This is a genomic window from Clostridium puniceum, from assembly GCF_002006345.1.
Classification (GTDB): Bacteria; Bacillota; Clostridia; order Clostridiales; family Clostridiaceae; genus Clostridium; species Clostridium puniceum.
Window position 1 is genome coordinate 33,036 of record NZ_LZZM01000153.1, and the last position, 20,541, is coordinate 53,576.

Genomic DNA, 20,541 nt, shown 5'->3' on the forward strand with positions numbered 1-20,541 from the left:
TCATTAAAGATTTTTTTGAGTATAACATAAGAAAAACTCATTTAAAGCATTTATAAAAAATTATTGGTCTTTGCAAATGTCATTATGGTACAAAATTCATTTAATATAAAATGTTAAGGAGGAAATAAGACATGAAAAAGAAAAAAATTAAAATAGTTACTATTGGTGGAGGATCAAGTTATACTCCTGAATTAATAGAGGGATTTATAAAGAGAAAAGATGAATTGCCTATTAAAGAATTATGGCTTGTTGATATTGAAGATGGAAAAGAAAAGTTAGAAATTGTTGGAGCTATGGCTCAAAGAATGGTTAAGGCTGCAGGTCTTGATTGGAAGGTTAATTTAACTTTAGATAGAAGAAAAGCATTAAAAGGAGCTGACTTTGTATCAACTCAATTTAGAGTAGGTCTTTTAGATGCAAGAATAAAGGATGAAAGAATTCCTTTAAGTCATGGGATAATTGGACAAGAAACTAATGGTGCTGGTGGGATGTTTAAGGCGTTTAGAACAATTCCAGTGATTTTAGACATAATAGATGATATGAGAGAATTATGCCCTGATGCATGGCTTGTTAATTTTACAAATCCATCAGGAATGGTAACAGAAGCTGCTATTAAATATGGTGGATGGGATAGAACTGTTGGATTATGTAATGTTCCAATTAACTGTATAGAAGATGATGCAAAAAAATTAGGTGTACCTTCAAGTGAACTGTTCTTTAAATTTGCAGGCTTAAATCATTTCCATTGGCATAGAGTATGGGACAAACAAGGTAATGAAAAGACAACAGAAGTAATTGAAAAGTTATATAATCCAGCTTTAGCAGAAGAAAAAAAAGATGCTGGTGTTGCTAATATAAAAGATATTAAGTTTAATTATGAACAAATTAAAGATTTAGGAATACTACCTTGTCCATATCATAGATACTATTATATTACAGATGATATGTTAAAATCTGAACTAGAAGAATTTGAAAAAGGTGAAACTAGAGCAGAAGTAGTAAAGAAAACAGAAGCAGAATTATTTGAATTATATAAAGATCCAAATCTTGATTATAAACCAGAACAATTAACTAAACGTGGAGGAACTCACTATAGTGATGCTGCATGTGAGCTAATTGCTTCAATTTATAATGATAAGAGAACTACTATGGTAGTTAGCACAAAAAACAATGGAGCGTTAGAAGATCTTCCATATGATTCAATAGTAGAAGTTTCAAGTATAATAACATCTCATGGGCCAGAGCCGATTAACTTTGGTAAATTTGATCCAGCATCAAGAGGAATGGTGCAAATAATGAAGGGGATGGAAGAAACAACAATTTCAGCAGCAGTTACAGGAAATTATAATAAAGCACTTCATGCATTTACTATAAATCCGTTAGTCCCAAGCGGTAAAATTGCGAAAGAATTATTAAATGAAATGTTAGTAGCTCATCAAAAACATTTACCTCAATTTAAAGAAACAATAAATTTATTAGAAAAATAAATAAAAAAATTAAAGTTGACAAAGAATAATAAAAACAAAATAAAAATAGAGATAAATCGTTTAATTATAGATTTTGAATCTATATTTGGGAGGAATAAAAATTGATTAACAGTAAATTTCAAGGGTTACCAAAAGATTTTTTATGGGGAGGAGCAACAGCTGCAAACCAATTTGAAGGTGGATATAAAGAAGATGGAAAAGGTCTAAGTACTTCTGATGTCATGACAGGAGGTACTCATACTACTCCAAGAAGAATAACACCAGAACTTGAAGAAGGAACATATTATCCAAGTCATGAAGCAATAGATTTCTATCATCATTATAAAGAAGACATAAAATTATTTGGTGAAATGGGTTTTAAGACTTTTAGAATGTCAATAAATTGGAGCAGAATCTTCCCAAATGGTGATGATTTAGAACCAAATGAAGAAGGTTTAAAATTCTATGATAATGTTTTTGCAGAATTAAAAAAATATAACATTGAGCCATTGGTTACAATTTCTCATTATGAAACTCCATTTGGATTAACTAAAAAGTATAATGGATGGGCTTCAAGAGAAGTTATTGATTGCTATGTTAGATATTGTGAAACCATATTTAAAAGATATAAAGATGTAGTAAAATATTGGTTAACGTTTAATGAAATAAATTGTTTGACTATGCCATTTGGTGCATTTATGGGTGGTGGAATTTTATTAAATGATGGTGGTGAACTTGCATTTGATAAAGAAACTGAAGATAGTAAACAAATAAGATTCCAAGCTCTTCACCATCAATTTATCGCAAGTGCCAAAGCTGTTAAATTAGGACATGAAATTAATAAAGAATTTAAAATAGGATGTATGATTGCATATATGACAGCATATCCATACACATGTAATCCAGAAGATGTATTTTTAGCTCAAGAAAGAGATAATTTAAATAATTTCTTATGCTCTGATGTTCAAGTAAGAGGTGCTTATCCAGGTTTTGCAAAGAGATATTTTAGAGATAATAATGTTGAGATAAAGATGGAAGAAAATGATGAGGAAATATTAAAAGAAGGATGTGTAGATTTCTATACATTTAGCTACTATATGTCAAATTGTGCAAGTGCAGATCCCAAATTAGAAAAAACTTCTGGAAATATAATGGGTGGAGTGAAAAATCCATACCTTAAAGCAAGCGATTGGGGATGGCAAATTGATCCTAAGGGATTAAGATGGTCACTTAATAATATATACAATAGATATCAAATTCCATTAATGGTTGTGGAAAATGGATTAGGTGCTGTGGATGAAGTTGAAGCAGATGGTTCAATAAATGATGATTACAGAATTGATTATTTAAAAGCACATATAGAAGAAATGAAGGAAGCTGTAAATGATGGAGTTGAGTTAATTGGATACACACCTTGGGGATGTATAGATTTAGTAAGTGCATCAACAGGTGAAATGAAAAAGAGATATGGCTTTATATATGTTAACAAAGACAATGATGGAAACGGTGATTTTAGTAGATCAAGAAAGAAGAGTTTCTATTGGTATAAGAAAGTAATTGAAAGCAATGGAGAAGAGCTTTAATAAAAGTAATGTTAAAGGCTAGAAAGGGAACTTTCTAGTCTTTTTTAAAATGTTACATTTTACTTAAATTTTAGAATTTGATAAGATATACTGACTTATTCTTTATTTTAATATATCTAAGAGTAGGAGTAGATTAATGAGATTAGATTACAAAAGATATATAATTTTTTTGCTTGGAATTTTGCTTTTGACGTTAGGTGTATCACTAACAGTAAAATCTGGTATGGGAGCATGATCATATGATTCAATAAATTTTGCTTTAAGTAATTTATTGAGTGTAAGCATATTCTTAACTATAAGTGGGGTATCTCTAATAGTAGTTATTTTAGCAGCATTTGTTAGGAAGGGATTACCAAGAGTTATTACTTTAGTGACTTCAGTTATTATGGCAATATCAACGAGTATGTGGGTTGAGGTGATTAAGGATTTAAATGCTGAAAATTTATTGAGTAAAATAATTATATTTATAGTAGGAATGTTTTTAATGTGTGTCGGATTAGCTATATATTTAATTCCTAAATTGCCAGCAACTTCAGCAGATGATTTTATGGTCGCACTTATAGAAAAGGATTTCAGTATTAGGAAAGCTAAGCTATCAATAGATATAACTTGTATTGTAATTGCTTTTATATTAAAAGTACCAATTGGTATTGGTACTATAATGTTGACTTTGGCAATAGGTTCAGCAGTAGATTTTGTTTACGATATTATTATAAGAAAGTATCATTTAAATTGAAGTTAATTTAACTAAATTAAGTGTACAATTTGAGAAGATATCTTAAGTTGTGCATTTTTTCGTGTAAAAAGAAGAAAAATATTATTGACTTAAAAAATGATAATAACCATTTATTTTAGTATATAATATATTCATATAAATATTGGAATAGTTTAGCGTTAATATGGAGGAATTTAAAATATGATAAAGCTTATAGCATCAGATATGGATGGAACATTGCTTAATAGTAAACATAAAATATCCAAAGAAAATTTAGAAGCCATAAAAAAGGCGGAAGAAATGGGTATAAAATTTGCAATTGCTACAGGGAGAATGTATGAAGATGTGAAGCCACTGCTTGATGAATGTGGCTTAATATGTCAATGTATAGTTTTAAATGGTGGAGAATACATAGATGAAAAAGGAAAAGTTTTAGAAGGAATTTATATTGAAAGAGAAGAAGCACGTGAAATTATAGATATGATAATAAAAGAAAATATCATAGCTGAAATTTATACAAATGAAGGCTTATATACTGTTAACAATAAGGAAGAAGCGTTGACAGAGGTTGCATATAGAATTAAAGCTTATGATCCAAAAACTAGTTTTGAAGAGGCTATAAAATTCGCTGAATCACATCCACATTTTGTGAATTTAAAATATATTCAAGATATTGATGAATTTTTAAATAGTAATATTAGAATAGGAAAATTTGTTGCATTTTATAATGATGAAGAAACTACATTAAATGTAAAAAAGAAATTAGAAGCCATAGGGAGCCTTGCTATTTCTTCGACCTTTACTAAAAATATAGAAATAAATAATAAAGAAGCACAAAAAGGGCTCATATTAGCTAAAGTTGCGGATAAAATGGGTATAAAAAGAGAGGAAGTTATGGTTATTGGGGATAGTTTTAATGATAATTCTATGTTTTCAGAATTTACAGAATCATTTGCTATGGGAAATGCTGTTAAACAGATAAAAGAAATAGCAAAATATATAACAGATACTAATGATAATGATGGAGTTGCTAAAGCAATTTATAAGAGCTTAAATTTATAAATTTGGGTTTGAAGAGTAATTATAACAGTATTGATTAACTTGTATTATTTCATCATAAATAATTAGCGTAAAATAATAGTAATAAAAAATATCTTAATTGCAAAAATTATAAAGGTAAAAAATAATATGTTTCTAAAAAAATAAATACCTATCAAGTTTCATATGTTACTAAATAGGGATAATAAAGCAAAAGTTATTATAATGCAAATTTAAGGAGGAATTTTAAATATGGCTTTTAATAAGGATTTTTTATGGGGGGGTGCAGTTGCAGCTCATCAATTAGAAGGTGGATGGAATCAAGGTGGAAAAGGACCTAGCACTGCAGATATAATGACAGCTGGAGCACATGGAGTTCCAAGACAAATTACAGATGGAGTAATTGAAGGATTAAATTATCCTAATCATGAGGCAATTGATTTTTATCATAGATATAAAGATGATATAAAATTGTTTGCAGAAATGGGATTTAAATGCTTTAGAACTTCAATTGCTTGGTCTAGAATATTTCCAAATGGTGATGAGCTTGAACCAAATGAAGAAGGGTTAAAATTTTATGATGATATGTTTGATGAAATGCTTAAGTATAGAATTGAACCTGTAATTACATTATCACATTTTGAAATACCTTATGGGATAGTTAAGAACTACGGTGGATGGAGAAGCCGCAAGGTTATAGAATTCTTTGTTAGGTATGCTACAACGGTAATGGAACGTTATAAAAATAAGGTTAAATATTGGATGACTTTCAATGAAATAAATAATCAAGCAGAAACGGGTTATGACTTATTTGCTTTCACTTGTTCAGGAATTGTATTTAGAGAAGGCGAAAACAGAGCAGAAGTAACATATCAAGCTGTCCATCATGAACTTGTAGCTAGTGCATTAGTTGTTAAACGCGGACATGAAATAAATCCAGATTTCAAAATTGGGTGTATGGTTGCATATGTACCGGTTTACCCATATTCTTGTAATCCAGATGATATGATGCTTTCTGTAGAAGCAATGCATGATAGATATCTTTTTGGAGATGTTCATTGTAGGGGATACTATCCAAGCTATGCAATTAAGGACTGGCAAAGAAAAGGATACAATATCAATATGGAAGAAGGGGATGCTGAAATTTTAAAAGAAGGTTGTGTTGATTATATTGGATTTAGTTATTATATGTCAGCAGCTGTAAAATCAGATAATGAATCTGCTGGAGATGGAATGTCAGGATATTCTAAAGCAGTGAAAAATCCATATGTAAAAGCAAGTGATTGGGGATGGCAAATCGATCCAGTAGGCTTACGTTATGGTTTGAATTCATTATATGAACGTTATCAAAAACCATTATTTATTGTTGAAAATGGATTTGGAGCAATTGATGTAAAAGAAGAAGATGGTTCATGTAATGATGATTATAGAATTGATTACTTAGCTGAACATATTGCTGAAATGAAAAAAGCAGTTGAAATTGATGGTGTTGATTTAATGGGCTATACGCCTTGGGGATGTATTGATTTAGTATCATTTGGGACTGGTGAAATGAAAAAACGTTATGGTTTCATCTATGTTGATAAAGATAATGATGGAAATGGAACTCTTGAAAGAAGTAAGAAAAAATCATTTTACTGGTATAAAAAAGTAATTGCAACTAATGGAGAAGAATTTTAAGAAAATTATTATATTAACAGCCTCAAATCTAAAAGTAAAATACCTTATTTAATGTGCATTATTTTCTTTAGAATGTCTTAAAAAAACTTAGTAAGTAGGATATAATTAAGTAAACGTATTGAGGAAGGAAGAGGTGTTAATTAACGATGTTTAATTATGAAATTATTCAAAATTTAAATGATTTAGAATTATCATTATATCGATACATAATGAAAAATAGTGAAAAAGTCATTTACATGAGAATTAGAGAGTTGGCAGATGAAGCACATGTATCAACAACAACTATATTAAGATTTTGCAAAAAAGTTAATTGTGCAGGATATTCAGAATTCAAAGTAAAATTGAAGATGAACATGGAGAAAAATGAAAGTAGCAAAGTGAAGAATGACGCCTCTATAATAGTAGATTTTTTCAAAAAATTAGATAATGATGAATTAGATAAAAAATTAAACACGTTATGTGATTTAATAAAAGAGGCAAGTAATGTCATATTTATAGGAGCAGGAACATCTGGAATATTATGCAAATATGCTGCGAGATACTTTTCATCAATAGGAAAATTTGCTATGTATATAGATGATCCATATTTTCCACGAAATTATAAGTTCTACGAAGATTCTGTAATAATAGCAGTATCAGTATCAGGAGAAACAATTTCTATTATTGACCATATAAGCAACTTAAAAAGAGAAAGAAGTACTGTTGTAAGTATAACTAATAGCGAAAATTGTACAATATCTAAAATATCCGATTTAAATATATCTTATTACGTTCAACAAGAAAAGTTGGGAATAAGTGATATAACCACACAAATACCAGTATTATATATGATTGAAAGCATAGGAAAGAGATTACATAATAAGTTTCTTGAAAATTAATAATAAAACGTAAGCGTTGGAATTTTATACTATAACGCTTACGTTTTAAAGAAGTTTTTCTAGATACGTTTATCTTCTGAATTTGATAGAAGATTTATTAAGTAACATATTTCGTCATCTATAATATTTATTTTATATTTATTAACAATAAAAGCTAAGTTTTCTTTTATTATATTGTATAAATCAAGATTTTCAGAAATATAATCATCCTTCATAGGATAAGTTGCTGGATTATCCTCATTTCTTAATCGTCCTATAACAAAAGATAAATGTAGAATTACACCAACAAGATTTTCGTCCGATAATTTAATAGAAAGTTTGTTTTGCAATGTATTTAAAAGTCTAGTCACGTCATTAAACAATTCGACACCATCTATGTTGTATATATTTTCTTTTATTATTTTAGGTATATTAAGCATAGCAGTTTTTGAATCGATTTTTGCTTGAAGTTCTTTTAGTACATGCATATTAAACACTTCATACATAGTATATTGTTTTATTGGTGAATCTATAGGGAAAGATGAAACTATGAATAATATTTCATTTTCTTTTTGAAGATTAAGAATTTTTTGTTTGAAGAAGGTTTTATCTAAACAATTTAAACAAGTAATTTCAAAATAATCATTATTTATTCTAAGATTACTGGTTAAAAAGTTTTTTATTGCAATAGCAGCACCTTCTCCTGTTAAACAAGCTGTTACTATTAATACCTTGTTTTCATTTACTTGTTTACCATTTAAATTCTTATGTATTTCTACATAAGAATTAACCATAAGTACATCATTATAAATTTCATCTAATGTTGAACCAAGAAGCGCTTTTCTTGCAGCCTCCAATACATGTAAAGTTGAAACAAGAGATATCACTTTAATTTCAACTTTAAATTCAGTTCTTATTACATCCGCAAAAGTTGTTAAAGATCCCATATCAACTAATAAAAGATAACCAGCTGAAGTTGGATTTTCTTTTATTCCAATCTTTAGACTTTCTAATACTGTTGATGGAGCAACATCAATTGATGCATTTATTGGTATTACATAATTTTCACCTAGAAGTCTATTGGAAACATCAGCCATTGAAGTTGCAGTAGATTCACCATGAGCAATAAGTATAACTCGCACTTTATCATGAGATACATCATTAAAAGTATTATCTTGGATTAAGAACAAAGTTAAGTAACCTGCTTCATCAATTGGGACCGACTTGTCAATATGGTTTTCAATCATTTCTTTTATCTCAAGAGCTATAGAAAATTCTAAAGGATAAAGTTCTTTGATTTTATTTAAATTAGTATTTATTATTATCTTATCATTATTAATTCTATTTATTAATGTATTAATGTGCAAAGCAAAGGCTGTATATAAATTGTTATCAAAAGTTATAGTAAGTTTTTGCACCACATAGTTTATTATTTTATCAAAACAGTTCAATATGTCTTCATCAATAATAGTTAATAGATTTTTTCTATTTATTTCTTCAGACACTTCAGAATTATTTTTATTGAAATGTTTTGCAATATCTTTTTCTAAAATATTTTCAATATCAATGTCAGAAATATCTAAAGATTTTAATTTCTCTAGTTTATTCTCTATAAAATCATAAATAGTGTTATCACCATTATTAAAGATAGTATTAGTATCTTCATTAGAACCATTAAATCTAAAATATTCAATTTCTTCACTCATAAGTTTATTCCATAGAACCCTATGTTCTTTTTCTTTGTAAAGTCCTTCTTTAATGTAAGCAGGCAAGACTTTACTATGAATTCGCACATCAGTTTTCAAATTTGTTAAAAATTCCGAATACGCTTTTGCACAGAGAAGCTGAACATCACTTTTTAACTGTCCTATATTGTTAGGACAATCATAAGAAAGTAAAGCTCTAAGGGAATTTAAGGATACATATATTTCTTTGTCTAAACGAATACTTTCATATTTGAAGAAGCTTTTAATTAAAAACAATCTTTCATCTAAAGTTCTTTCTTTAAGAGAAGGAATAGTTATTACAATGGGAATTCTCCTAGTAAAAGTATTTAATAAAGCAGAAGTTGGATCTTCTGTTGTAGCAGAAATTATTAACACATCTGAAGTTCTACTTTCAGAATCTCCAATTCTTCTAAAAGTACCACTATCTAAAAATATAAAGAGAGCTTCTTGTCCTTCTGGCGGTAGTCTATGTATTTCATCTAAAAATAATATTCCACCATTAGCTTGTTCAATTAAGCCAACCTTATCAACTTCCGCACCAGTATAAGCTCCTCTTTTTACACCAAAAAGTTGTGAAGTGAGCAATTGAGGATTGTTAGTGTAATCAGCGCAGTTAAACACTATAAATGGAGAATCTTCTGTTTTTACTTTCATTTCTAAAGCGTAATTATGCATTAAAGAAGCAAACATAGATTTTCCAACGCCTGTACTACCAAGAATTAAAGAATTCATACCCTTTGGAGGATATAAAATAGCTGCTTTAGCCTGCTCAACAGAATCTCTAAGAGAAATATTATTTTTAGCCAGTAAGTCTAATTGGGATTCCTTGCTTGTAATTTTATTTTCGGAAAGAAAAAATAATACAGGTCTTCCAGATGATTTATATAACTTGCCTTCCTTACAAAGTTCATTTAATTCGTGACTCAAATTTGCTCTAGACATATTAACTAACGATGCTAGAGTTTGAGTATCTATACCATCAGAAGAGTTTAAGTAAAGAAGTTTTTGGTAAATTAACTCTTTTTTAGTCATTATCTATCCTCCTAATTATCAGTTTTAACTAAATTATATATTAAAAATAACAATAAAATTTATTTGAATTTCAAATAAAACATAACATATTTAGTGTTTGAATATGATTTATAGTAAATAAAACACTACATATAAATTATAAAACACTATTAAATTTAAGTAAACAGTTATTTAGGAAAAATAAAAATGAGATCATTGATAAAAAAATAGAAATAAAAATAAATTTATGAATATCAGTTATAAATGGCTATTGTATTGGCTTTTTAAGTTTTCTATAAAATATTTATCTATAAGTTCCAAAAGTTTTTTATAAATGTTTGATAGTGTTTGGCACGTGTATTGCTTTATATAAAGGCGTAAAGCAATAAAGCATAAATGGAGGAACTTAAATGGAACAATTAGAAATGGCAATTATGAATATTATAATCAATGCAGGTGATTGCAAAAATCACGCTTACATGGCTCTTAATTTGGTAAATGAAGGAAAATATAAAGAGGCTGACAAAGAAATAGGATTAGCAAATGATGCATTGGCAAAGGCACATGATGCTCAAACAGAAATGCTTCAAAAAGAGGCTGCGGGAGAAAAAATTGATTTTTCAATTTTATTTGTTCATGCGCAAGATCATTTAATGACATCTATAACAGAAAAAAATCTAATTGAACAAATTATTGAATTAAGAAAAGTAGTAAACAATTTGATAAAATAGCAAACAATACAAATAACGAGAATAACGTCATTTACAAATAATGTAAGTGATGATATTATATACATTAAGAAAAAAATTAATATCAAGTACAAATTTAAAAGTAATTATAAATTGAGGAGGAAAATATTATGGTAACAATTAAATTATTTTGTGCATCAGGAATGTCAACAAGTGTATTAGTTAATAAGATGAAGGAAGCAGCCAAAGTTAAAGGAATAGAAGCAGAAATTGTAGCATTTCCAGAAGCACAAATGGACAGACATTTAGATAGCATGGATGTTGCATTACTTGGACCACAAGTTGGTTATACTTTAGGAAAAGCAAAGGGTCTTTGTGAACCAAAAGGAATCCCGGTAGAAGTAATACCAATGGTTGATTATGGAATGATGAATGGAGCTAAAGTTTTAGATTTAGCATTAAAATTAATAAATAAGTAAAGTTTATGTTGTTCAGCAAATAGATAATATGATAATCGTTTAGAACGGTAAAAGATATTCATTAATTATAATTCGTGTATTAATGGATATAACTTGGTGAAATAGCAGTGAAAATATATTTCACCAGCCTTAGAGAAAACCTATACATTAAAATTAATCAAAAAACTGTAGTAATAAAAAATAATTAATTGCTAGAGTTTATAAAAGGTAATAATAGCAAATTTTTTGTTTGTAATTATTCATATTATAATCATAATTTAATTATAAGGGGGAAAAATATTATGTCATTGAATCAAACATTGAACGAAAAAGTAGTTCCAGTGGTAATGAAATTCGTTAATTTAAAAGGTGTTCAAGCATTAAAAGATGGTGTATTATATACTTTACCATTAAATATCATTGGATCTATTTTCTTATTGATTGCTTGCTTCCCAATTCCAGCAGTTACAGACTTCTTTACAGCTACTTTTGGAGCAGCATGGAATGATCCATTATTCAAAGTAAAAGACGCAACAATGGGTATTATGGCGTTAGTATCAGTTACAGGTATGGCTTATGTTTATGCTAAAAATGAAGGAATTGAACCTTTCGCACCATCAGCACTTTCATTAAGTGTATTTGTGCTTCTTACTAATAATTTTGTTATGTTTTCACCAGCAAAAGATGCAGCTCCAGTTGCAGTTAGTGGAGTTCTTCCAACAAATGTTTTAGATGGAAAAGGTATGGTTGCTGCAATTATAATAAGTTTACTTGTTGCATCAAGTTATTGTTCATTAGTAAAGAGAAACATCACAATAAAAATGCCAGAAGGTGTTCCACAAGGTGTTGTAAATGCTTTCTCAGCTTTAATTCCAGCTACAATCATATTAATAGCAGCAGATGTAGTTTATGCTATTTGTAAGTTTGCATTTAACAGTTCTTTACTAGATATCATTTATAAAGTTCTTCAAGTACCATTACAAGGTGCATCAGATTCATTACCAGGAGTTATACTTATAGCTTTCTCTGTTCCATTCTTATGGTTCTTCGGAATTCATGGTGGTGCTACAATTGGTGGTGTAGTGACAGGTTTATTAAATGCTAATACTGCAGACAATGCACTTTTACAAAAAGCAGGAACTTTAGATATTGCTCATGGAGCTCATATAGTAACTATGCAATTCTATGATAACTTCATTAATATGGCAGGTAGTGGTCATACACTAGGTTTTGCTATACTTATGGTGTTATTTGCAAAGTCTGCTCAATACAAACAATTAGGTAGATTAGCATTACCAGCTAACTTATGTAATATAAATGAGCCAATATTATTTGGTACTCCAATAGTAATGAACCCAATAATGGGAGTACCATTTATACTTACACCAGTAATAAATGCAACATTACTTTATTTAGCAATTGCGTCAGAGGTTCTTGCGCCAATGGGAGCAACAATGCCACCTTGGACAGTTCCACCTATATTCTCAGGATTTATAATCGGTGGTCCTAGCTATGCTATTGCACAAGCATTATTCTTAGTAATTGGTCTTGTAGTATACTTCCCATTCTTCAAGAAGGTAGATGCTATGGCTTATGCTGATGAAGTAGCCGCTCAACATCACGGAGAAGGTGCACAAGTTTAATAAAAATTAAATCAAACTTAGTTTGCATAGCAAATTAATTAATTAGCCCTTTTATTAACAATTTAAAATATATTTAAACTAAAGATTTCAATGAATCAAGATTGAAGTTCAGTATTTATAATATTATAGATATTGGACTTCTTTCTTTTTGTAGTATAAAAAATTGGAATAATTTATTTGAGAAACTAATCATTACATCAAATTTAGAAATGTTATTGACCATATATGGAAATACATAAATAAGAAAATTACAGTGAAGATATTGTTTTTTAACATTTTATTTAAACTAGACTAGAGAATAAATACTTAAATTATCTTAAATAAAAATATTTGTATTAAATTTGAATAATATAAATTAAGTGTTTTTTATGGAAATTTTCATTGAACATATTGAGTTGAACTATGAACAATGCTAATATAAATTTGTTCAAAAAATGAACTTTGGTCAGTGAGTTACTATATATTTTCGATATATTTCCAATTGAATAATAAAAACGGAGGTAAGTTTATGAATAAATTTATAAAAAAAATTTGTATTATTGGATTAGTTTCACTTTTAGCAGGAAGTATAGTTGCATGTGGAGGTGCAAGTGCAGCTCAGAAACCTAAAAAAACTGCTAGTGGAAAAATTGAAATTGAATATTGGTACGGTCTTGGTGGTAAGCTTGATGAAAATATGAAAAAGATAATTACTAATTTTAATAATTCTCAAGATAAGTATGAAGTTAAAGGTGTAGCTCAAGATGATTACAAGACCACATTTAAAAATTTACAAGCTGGAATAGCTGCTAAGAAAAGTCCAGCACTTGCTTTATTAGAAGCAGATAAAGCGTATATGCTTGGAAAGAAAGATTTATTAACAAATATAAGTGATTATACAAGTAAGGATACAGATTTTAAAGAAGAAAATTACTTAGAATCATTTTTAGAAAGTGGTAAGAAAGATGATGGATTATTTGCATTTCCTATATACGGTACGACACAAGTTTTATATTATAATAAGCAGGCCTTCAAGGAAGCTGGAATTAATGAAGATTCATTAAAGACATGGACAGGACTTGCAGAGGTGGCTAAAAAGCTTACTAAAAAGGATGGAATAGAAGTTTCATTTTATGGATGGGAACCTATGTGGGGTGAAGAGAATTTAATTGATGCAGCTTTAAGTAATGGTGGAAAAATATTAAGTGATGATGGAAAACAAGTATTAATCAATTCAGAAGAATGGATTGAAGTTTGGGACAGTTTTAGAAAGTGGATTCATGAAGATAAAGTTATGAAAATTCATTCTGGTGGACAAGGTTGGGAGTATTGGTACTCAACAGTAGATGATGTTATGAAAGATAAAGCAGCTGGATATACTGGTTCATCAGGAGATCAAGGTGACCTTGATTTTAATAAATTAGGTGCATATGAACAGCCAGCATTTAAAGTAGGTAAACAATCAAAACCAGTTGCAGAAGCAAGACTTTTAGTTATTCCTAAAGGTGTTAGTGATGAAGAAAAGGAAGGTGCATATGAATTTATTAAGTATTTCACATCTGCAAAGGTAAGTGCAGAATGGGCAATAGCTTCAGGATATATTTCAGTAAATAAAGGAAGCGCATCTACTCCTGAGTTTACGGAATATGTAAAGAAAAATCCTCAAGCAGCAGTTCCAATAGCTCAAGCAATTCATGCTACAAAAGTATTTATAGATCCTACAGATGGGAAAATTATTGATGCTCTTAAGAATGCAGCAGATAAAGTTGAAATAGAAAATGTTTCAGCTAAAGAAGCTTTAGATCAAGCTCAAAAAATTGCTCAAGAGGCAATTCAAACAGTTAACAAGTAACAGTTAATAGTTAACATTAAAGAAATAAATTGTTTGGTGTTGTGAAAATATATACAGAAGAAAGAAGTGAGAAGCTTTATAAAATCATAGATGAAAAAAGTGAAAAGGATGTAAGAACAATTTACATTATAAAAAGATAAAGAAACTTCTTTTGAAAAGTGATATTTCGTCTCATATTTTGTTAGAAGAACTTTTCCAGCGAAGTTTAATCCATAACTATTAACTGAATTAAAAGGTGGTGATGTTCGTGGGAATTAAAAGTAGTATCAAAAGAAAAATTAGCAAAACTTCATGTGTTTTAATGTTTATTTTACCGGCTGTAATTCCTCTTGGAGTGTTTTGGATATGGCCAATGATTAAGGCTATATTTATGAGTTTTACTGATTGGGATTATATGAGTTCTACTTATGATATGGTTGGATTCAATAATTATAAAGCTTTGTTTTCTGATAGTGCATTTTATAGTGTATTAAAAAACACTTTTATATTTACACTTGGAACTTTAGTACCAACAATTGTTGGGGGATTGGCTATTGCTATGATATTAAAGAAGAATATTAAAGGAGCAGCTCTATACAAAGCCATAATATTTTCTCCTTGGATAACGCCAACAGTTGCTATATCTATAGTTTGGAGCTGGATTTTTGAACCTAAATATGGTTTCGCTAATTATATATTGCAATTGTTTAACTTCCCTAAATCACAATGGTTACAGAGTTCAGATACAGCAATGCTAGCAGTTATAATTGTTACAGTTTGGAAAGGCTTTGGCTGGGCGATGGTATTTTATTTGACAGCCTTAGAGAAGGTTCCAAAGCATTTATATGAAGCATCAGCAATTGATGGAGCAAATATGTGGAATAAATTTATAAGCATAACATTGCCACTTATATCACCGACTACATTTTTCTTAAGTATAATAACAACAATTAATTCACTTCAAGCTTATGACCAAATTCAAGTTTTAACACAAGGAGGACCAGCAGGGAGTACAAGAACTATACTATATATGTATTATCAAACTGCCTTTGAAAATTTTAATATGGGACAAGCAACAGCTATGGCTACTGTCATATTGGTAATAATAAGTATACTTTCAGGAATTCAATTTATTGCTTCGAGAAAATGGGTTCATTATTAAGCTGCTTTAATAAAAACTCATAAATATAGAAATTATACAGTTTTAAATATAAAAGTAATTTTATAAAATAGTGTTCGATTTTTATTGTAAATTGTTAAGTGAAGTCTTTTAGTGTATTTATTTAAATTTTATTGGGGAAGGGAATAGAGAATAATGGATACAAATGTTAAGAAGAATCTTGGAGAAATGGAAGATCTGGAAATCAGTTTAAAAATTATAAATAAAACAACCTTAATACAAACTTTAATAAAATGTACAAAACATTTAATATTGACTGGTATAAGTATAATTACATTTTTTCCTTTTTTGTGGATGATAAGTAGTGCACTTAAAACTAAAGACGAAATGTTTAATTTTCCACCAGTGTTGATTCCAGAATTACCACAGTGGAGTAATTTTGTTCAAGTATTTAAAGAAGCACCTTTTGAAATATATCTTGGAAATAGTTTATTTGTTGCGTCTATAGAAGTTGTGTTTCAAGTGATTAGTGCAGCTATGATTGCATATGCTTTAACTCAGTTTAAGTTTATAGGAAAGAAAGTTTTGTTTGCATTAATAATGGCAACATATATGCTACCTTCAGCAGTCACATACGTGCCATGTTATATGATACTTGCGCAGATAAATTTAATTGATACCTTAACTGGACTTATAATAAGCAATCTTGTAAATGTATTTGGAATATTTCTAATTAGACAGGCATTTTTACAAGTAGACAGAAGTTTGGTAGAAGCAGCAAGAATGGATGGAGCATCTCATTTAAAAATACTTTTAAAGATTATGTTTCCATTAACAAAGCCAACATTTATAACGTTTGGTTTAATAAGCTTTGTAACATATTATAATGAATATATGTATCCATCTCTTATAACTAAAAGTCCAGAAAACTTTTTAGTCTCAGCAGGACTTAGGCAATTCTTTATTCAGGGGGGAGCTTACGGAATAAAATGGCCCGAAATAATGGGAGCAAGCACAATTACTGTATTGCCATTATTAATATTATTTTTTATAGCTCAAAAGTGGTTTATGCAGGGGGTAAGTGATAGTGGAGTTAAGGGTTAGAAAGAATATTTATTGAATTGGAAGCTTCTATCAGATATAAGAATCAAATTAATACTTTTATTTAACTATATAATAATTCAAAATACACCAGCAGGAAAACCTATTAAGTCTTTCTTGCTGGGATTAATTTTATGGACAATAGTTTCATATATTACAATAAGACATTTAATTAATTTTATTAATCAGTAAAGCAATAAGGAATATTAGAAAAGTAACAAGTTAATAATTTTCTAATATCCTTATATTTTAAGAATTTATTTAGTTTCAATATTCCAATTATCTTTAGTAACATATACTGAAACTCCATTTGTTAAACTTGTTTCATATATATTAACACCACAAGTAGTTAAAACATCATAAGGTTCATTAGTAGTATTAATTCTTTCCTTAGCTCTAGGAATAATACCTATGGCAGGATTTACATAACCGACAAACGTATAAGAGGAAGAACCTACATTACCATGGTGAGGAACTTTTAATATATCTACTGTATTACCTTTTAAAGCTTTGCGATTGAAAAAATCATTTTCAGCCTTCCATTGAATGTCTGCTGTAAAAAGACATTGAAAATCATAATAATTTAAATATACAATAGCAGAATTATCATTGAAAGCATTGTATTCTGTATAGTAAGGATCTGATTCAAGCTTAGAATAATCTTTATCAAGGTGAAGAAATTGTAAAATATGTTCACTGTCGATATAAGAATCAGGTTCAGCTTGGACTACAGTCAATCCATTTTTTGATATATTATCCATTGTATTTTTATATATTTGATAATCATATTTGATAATATCCATTTTTGATTGATCTATAGAAGTAGTACCAGGAGAATAGTCTTTCAATTCAAAATATTTAGGTGTTATTACTTTTCCTATATTAAAATTTTTCATTAATTCAATCATACCACCTATATGGTCTGAATGTGGATGTGTAAGAATTACATAGTCTATTACACCCTTACCATTATTAAGTTTAGTAGAAGTTGATGTATTATTAGCAACATTATTATTAGTATTACTATCAATAGTTTTAAGAATGTTAGTTGTTTTATCATTATCAATTTCATTATTTATTGAAGTTTGTCCATCATTTTTTGACTCCAAAAATTCGGTTTTCAGATTCTGAGTATTTAAGAAATCTATTAGTGTTTTAGTTGTTATTGTATCACCAGTATCGATTAAAACAGTTTCGCCACTAGGTAATTTTATGAATTCACAATCAGCATTTCCAACATCTAAAAAATGTACATATAAATCATTTTTAGCATCACTATCATAGCCTTTTAAATAACCACGTTCATCAAAGTTTTCCATAAGTCCATTTATGAATATATCTCCAATAGCAATAGTGCTATCAGATTTAATATAAAATTTATGACTACCCTTATTTATCCATTGATTCGTAACCATTATTCCAGAATTATCAGAATAATAAGTTTTTCCATTATAATCGAAAAAACCTTTTTCAAGACGTCCTCTTTCATCAAAAAAATACCATTTAGAATCTATTAATTTTTTACCAACAGTAGCTTGTCCGTATTTATTAAAATAATAAGTATCCATACCAATTTTATTCCAGCCAGTTTTCATCTCTCCAGAAGAATCTAGATAATACCAGCCATTATTAAAAATCCAGCCAGTTTGCATTATGCCTTGAACATCGAAGTAATACCAAATATTTTCTATTTGCTTCCATCCAATCACTACAGAAAAGTCTTTATCTAAATAATATTTAGCTTTGTAATTCTTGTCTTTTCGAGTGATATTTGGATTAATATCCTTTTCCATAAACCAACCAGTAGTTTCTAAAATTTTATTATTAACTATGTAATATATTTTGTTATCTATAGTTTTCCAGTCATAATCTATAACTTCTTCTTTTTTTTCTTCAGTTACTATTTCGGTATTTGCTTTATTATTTGAGTTATAGTCTTTATTAATATCAGTATTAGTTGTAGAGGATGAATTACTAGAGTTTTTATTTAAATTGTCATTAGAAGACACTGTATCTTTTGTAGCTTTAGAAGTTTCAGTGTTTTTTTGAGTAGAAGGAGTTGAACTAGTACTTAGATTTTCTTCTACGGCATATGCTGTAGTTTTAATAATAGAACTACTAAATAGAAGAATCATTGAAAATAGAATAAAAGTTTTAAAAAATTTTTTTAACATGAATAGTACCCCCATAAATTTACTACGTATAAAATTCATATATTCCAACATTTATATTGAGAATATAAATGTTCTGTGAAAATTAAGTCGTGAGACTTAGTTGTATATAGATTATTTGTAGCATATATATTTTAGAAATTTCATATTTTATCCATTCATCATATTATATCAATACAATTTCGTAATTTTAGTAATATATATTCAGTTTAATTTTTTAATTATGAAATATCCATATTTGCATAAATTATTTTAAGACTTTATATAACTTAAAATGGTTTTATATAGTTTAGGATTAAATCTAAAGACAGAAAATAAAATTATCCAATGAAGCTGCTTTTCATTTGTTTTACTATAACTTTTATAAGCTTCAGAAATTTTCACTTTTATAGAGTTTAAATATTCTCTACCATCTTCCATATTATTAGAACATTCCAAATAACAATTAATAAGCGTGAATAAATACCACTTAAGTGTTTTAGCGTAAAGATTATCATTATTTATGTTTTTAATAAATTTAATCTTTTCATCATAAATATCTATAATAGCTAACCTTTTCTTATTAAATTTACTAGTTGTTATGCTGTTAGGTGTTGTTCTGTAATAGTATAGAGATTTATTAGTATAAGTTATTTTATTTGCTTTATAAAATAACTTATAAGTAGTCCCTTCGTCTTCATGAATCTTACCTATTGGGTAAATTACATTATCAAAAAGTTTTCGTGCATATAATTTATTCCAAGCAACCACTGTTTGAGTATATAAATCCGTATAAAAATTACTTAAGCCTTCAATATTATTGAAAGATTGAATTATTTCATCATTAATAGATGGGATTTTTTCTTCGGAATCAGCAGTTTTAAAGAATCTACAACAAGATATGTCTGAATTAGTATCTTTTATTAATTTTAGTAGAGTTTCATACATATTTTCGTCTAACCAGTCGTCGCTGTCTACGAAACCAACATAGTTTCCCTTAGCTATCTCAAGTCCAGCATTTCTAGCAGAACTTAATCCATTATTTTCTTTATGAATAACAACAATTCTATTATCTTTTTTAGAAAATTCATCACATATGTTGCCAGAATCATCTAAGGAACCATCATCAACTAAAATAATTTCAAGGTTTTTAATAGTTTGATTTAAAATGCTATTTATACATTGAGACAAATATTTCTCAACATTATATACAGGTATAATAACACTGATTAAATCGTTGGTATTTTCCATTCGTATATTCTCCAATCTTTTATAATCTTTAAAAAAATTTTATTTAACATATAAGTTCTAATTAAAAATCTATACAAAGTTAGTGGATAAATTTAATAAAATTCTAAAAGAATCTCACAATTTAATTGTTAACTGTATATTATTAATTGGAATATATATATGGTTAATGCGTAATAAATTATAACATACAAATTAATCATATTCAAAAAATAACAAATTAATTAAGCAGCATATTATTATTA

15 protein-coding genes are annotated in these 20,541 nt (G+C 28.3%); 12 read left to right on the plus strand and 3 right to left on the minus strand.

Annotation, left to right across the window (positions count from 1 at the left end):
• Nucleotides 1–131: 131 nt before the first annotated feature.
• The 6 genes from CLPUN_RS11825 (at nucleotide 132) to CLPUN_RS11850 (ending at nucleotide 7,360) form a co-directional block, all read left to right on the plus strand.
• Entirely contained in the window at nucleotides 132–1,487 is a 1,356-nt protein-coding gene (locus tag CLPUN_RS11825) for a 6-phospho-beta-glucosidase (RefSeq protein ID WP_077847481.1), read from the plus strand.
• Between the two features lie 101 nt (nucleotides 1,488–1,588).
• Nucleotides 1,589–3,049 (plus strand): glycoside hydrolase family 1 protein, encoded by a 1,461-nt coding sequence (locus tag CLPUN_RS11830; protein WP_077847482.1) that lies wholly within the window; start codon nucleotides 1,589–1,591, stop codon nucleotides 3,047–3,049.
• Nucleotides 3,050–3,296: 247 nt separating this feature from the next.
• Complete coding sequence (locus CLPUN_RS11835) at nucleotides 3,297–3,785, plus strand: DUF6198 family protein (RefSeq protein ID WP_479723535.1); 489 nt, start codon at nucleotides 3,297–3,299, stop codon at nucleotides 3,783–3,785.
• A 180-nt stretch (nucleotides 3,786–3,965) separates the two neighbouring features.
• Nucleotides 3,966–4,826, plus strand: a complete 861-nt coding sequence (locus CLPUN_RS11840) for a Cof-type HAD-IIB family hydrolase (protein WP_077847484.1) — start codon at nucleotides 3,966–3,968, stop codon at nucleotides 4,824–4,826.
• 228 nt (nucleotides 4,827–5,054) lie between these two features.
• On the plus strand, nucleotides 5,055–6,482 hold the full coding sequence (locus CLPUN_RS11845; protein WP_077847485.1) for a 6-phospho-beta-glucosidase: 1,428 nt from the start codon (nucleotides 5,055–5,057) through the stop codon (nucleotides 6,480–6,482).
• A 146-nt stretch (nucleotides 6,483–6,628) separates the two neighbouring features.
• A complete protein-coding gene (locus CLPUN_RS11850; RefSeq protein ID WP_077847486.1) occupies nucleotides 6,629–7,360 on the plus strand; it encodes a MurR/RpiR family transcriptional regulator in 732 nt (243 codons plus the stop codon).
• Nucleotides 7,361–7,419: 59 nt separating this feature from the next.
• Here the strand turns inward: CLPUN_RS11850 and CLPUN_RS11855 are convergent, their stop codons facing one another.
• Entirely contained in the window at nucleotides 7,420–10,098 is a 2,679-nt protein-coding gene (locus CLPUN_RS11855; RefSeq protein WP_077847487.1) for a sigma-54-dependent transcriptional regulator, read from the minus strand.
• Between the two features lie 389 nt (nucleotides 10,099–10,487).
• Here CLPUN_RS11855 and CLPUN_RS11860 point away from each other — a divergent pair, with 389 nt between their 5' ends.
• The 6 genes from CLPUN_RS11860 (at nucleotide 10,488) to CLPUN_RS11885 (ending at nucleotide 16,901) form a co-directional block, all read left to right on the plus strand.
• Nucleotides 10,488–10,808, plus strand: a complete 321-nt coding sequence (locus CLPUN_RS11860) for a PTS lactose/cellobiose transporter subunit IIA (protein ID WP_077847488.1) — start codon at nucleotides 10,488–10,490, stop codon at nucleotides 10,806–10,808.
• A 128-nt stretch (nucleotides 10,809–10,936) separates the two neighbouring features.
• Nucleotides 10,937–11,245 carry a PTS sugar transporter subunit IIB gene (locus tag CLPUN_RS11865; protein ID WP_077847489.1) on the plus strand — a complete coding sequence of 103 codons (309 nt, stop codon included), beginning with the start codon at nucleotides 10,937–10,939 and terminating at the stop codon, nucleotides 11,243–11,245.
• A gap of 281 nt (nucleotides 11,246–11,526) precedes the next feature.
• Nucleotides 11,527–12,867 (plus strand): PTS sugar transporter subunit IIC, encoded by a 1,341-nt coding sequence (locus CLPUN_RS11870; RefSeq protein ID WP_077847490.1) that lies wholly within the window; start codon nucleotides 11,527–11,529, stop codon nucleotides 12,865–12,867.
• A 508-nt stretch (nucleotides 12,868–13,375) separates the two neighbouring features.
• The gene (locus CLPUN_RS11875) at nucleotides 13,376–14,698 is read left to right on the plus strand and encodes an ABC transporter substrate-binding protein (RefSeq protein WP_077847491.1); all 1,323 of its coding nucleotides are present in this window, start codon (nucleotides 13,376–13,378) and stop codon (nucleotides 14,696–14,698) included.
• Nucleotides 14,699–14,999: 301 nt separating this feature from the next.
• The gene (locus tag CLPUN_RS11880) at nucleotides 15,000–15,839 is read left to right on the plus strand and encodes a carbohydrate ABC transporter permease (protein WP_423237296.1); all 840 of its coding nucleotides are present in this window, start codon (nucleotides 15,000–15,002) and stop codon (nucleotides 15,837–15,839) included.
• Between the two features lie 153 nt (nucleotides 15,840–15,992).
• Entirely contained in the window at nucleotides 15,993–16,901 is a 909-nt protein-coding gene (locus CLPUN_RS11885) for a carbohydrate ABC transporter permease (RefSeq protein WP_077847493.1), read from the plus strand.
• A 254-nt stretch (nucleotides 16,902–17,155) separates the two neighbouring features.
• On the opposite strand, the gene CLPUN_RS11890 is transcribed toward CLPUN_RS11885, so the two are convergent.
• Nucleotides 17,156–19,072, minus strand: a complete 1,917-nt coding sequence (locus CLPUN_RS11890) for an MBL fold metallo-hydrolase (RefSeq protein ID WP_077847494.1) — start codon at nucleotides 19,070–19,072, stop codon at nucleotides 17,156–17,158.
• Nucleotides 19,073–19,321: 249 nt separating this feature from the next.
• Nucleotides 19,322–20,299 (minus strand): glycosyltransferase family 2 protein, encoded by a 978-nt coding sequence (locus CLPUN_RS11895; RefSeq protein WP_077847495.1) that lies wholly within the window; start codon nucleotides 20,297–20,299, stop codon nucleotides 19,322–19,324.
• Nucleotides 20,300–20,541 lie beyond the last annotated feature (242 nt).

Bases quoted from the DNA above. Each gene is read 5' to 3' on its own strand.
- CLPUN_RS11825 (WP_077847481.1), top strand. From the start codon at position 132: ATGAAAAAGAAAAAAATTAAAATAGTTACTATTGGTGGAGGATCAAGT.
- CLPUN_RS11840 (WP_077847484.1), top strand. From the start codon at position 3,966: ATGATAAAGCTTATAGCATCAGATATGGATGGAACATTGCTTAATAGT.
- CLPUN_RS11845 (WP_077847485.1), top strand. From the start codon at position 5,055: ATGGCTTTTAATAAGGATTTTTTATGGGGGGGTGCAGTTGCAGCTCAT.
- CLPUN_RS11850 (WP_077847486.1), top strand. From the start codon at position 6,629: ATGTTTAATTATGAAATTATTCAAAATTTAAATGATTTAGAATTATCA.
- CLPUN_RS11855 (WP_077847487.1), bottom strand. From the start codon at position 10,098: ATGACTAAAAAAGAGTTAATTTACCAAAAACTTCTTTACTTAAACTCT.
- CLPUN_RS11860 (WP_077847488.1), top strand. From the start codon at position 10,488: ATGGAACAATTAGAAATGGCAATTATGAATATTATAATCAATGCAGGT.
- CLPUN_RS11865 (WP_077847489.1), top strand. From the start codon at position 10,937: ATGGTAACAATTAAATTATTTTGTGCATCAGGAATGTCAACAAGTGTA.
- CLPUN_RS11870 (WP_077847490.1), top strand. From the start codon at position 11,527: ATGTCATTGAATCAAACATTGAACGAAAAAGTAGTTCCAGTGGTAATG.
- CLPUN_RS11875 (WP_077847491.1), top strand. From the start codon at position 13,376: ATGAATAAATTTATAAAAAAAATTTGTATTATTGGATTAGTTTCACTT.
- CLPUN_RS11880 (WP_423237296.1), top strand. From the start codon at position 15,000: ATGTTTATTTTACCGGCTGTAATTCCTCTTGGAGTGTTTTGGATATGG.
- CLPUN_RS11885 (WP_077847493.1), top strand. From the start codon at position 15,993: ATGGATACAAATGTTAAGAAGAATCTTGGAGAAATGGAAGATCTGGAA.
- CLPUN_RS11890 (WP_077847494.1), bottom strand. From the start codon at position 19,072: ATGTTAAAAAAATTTTTTAAAACTTTTATTCTATTTTCAATGATTCTT.
- CLPUN_RS11895 (WP_077847495.1), bottom strand. From the start codon at position 20,299: ATGGAAAATACCAACGATTTAATCAGTGTTATTATACCTGTATATAAT.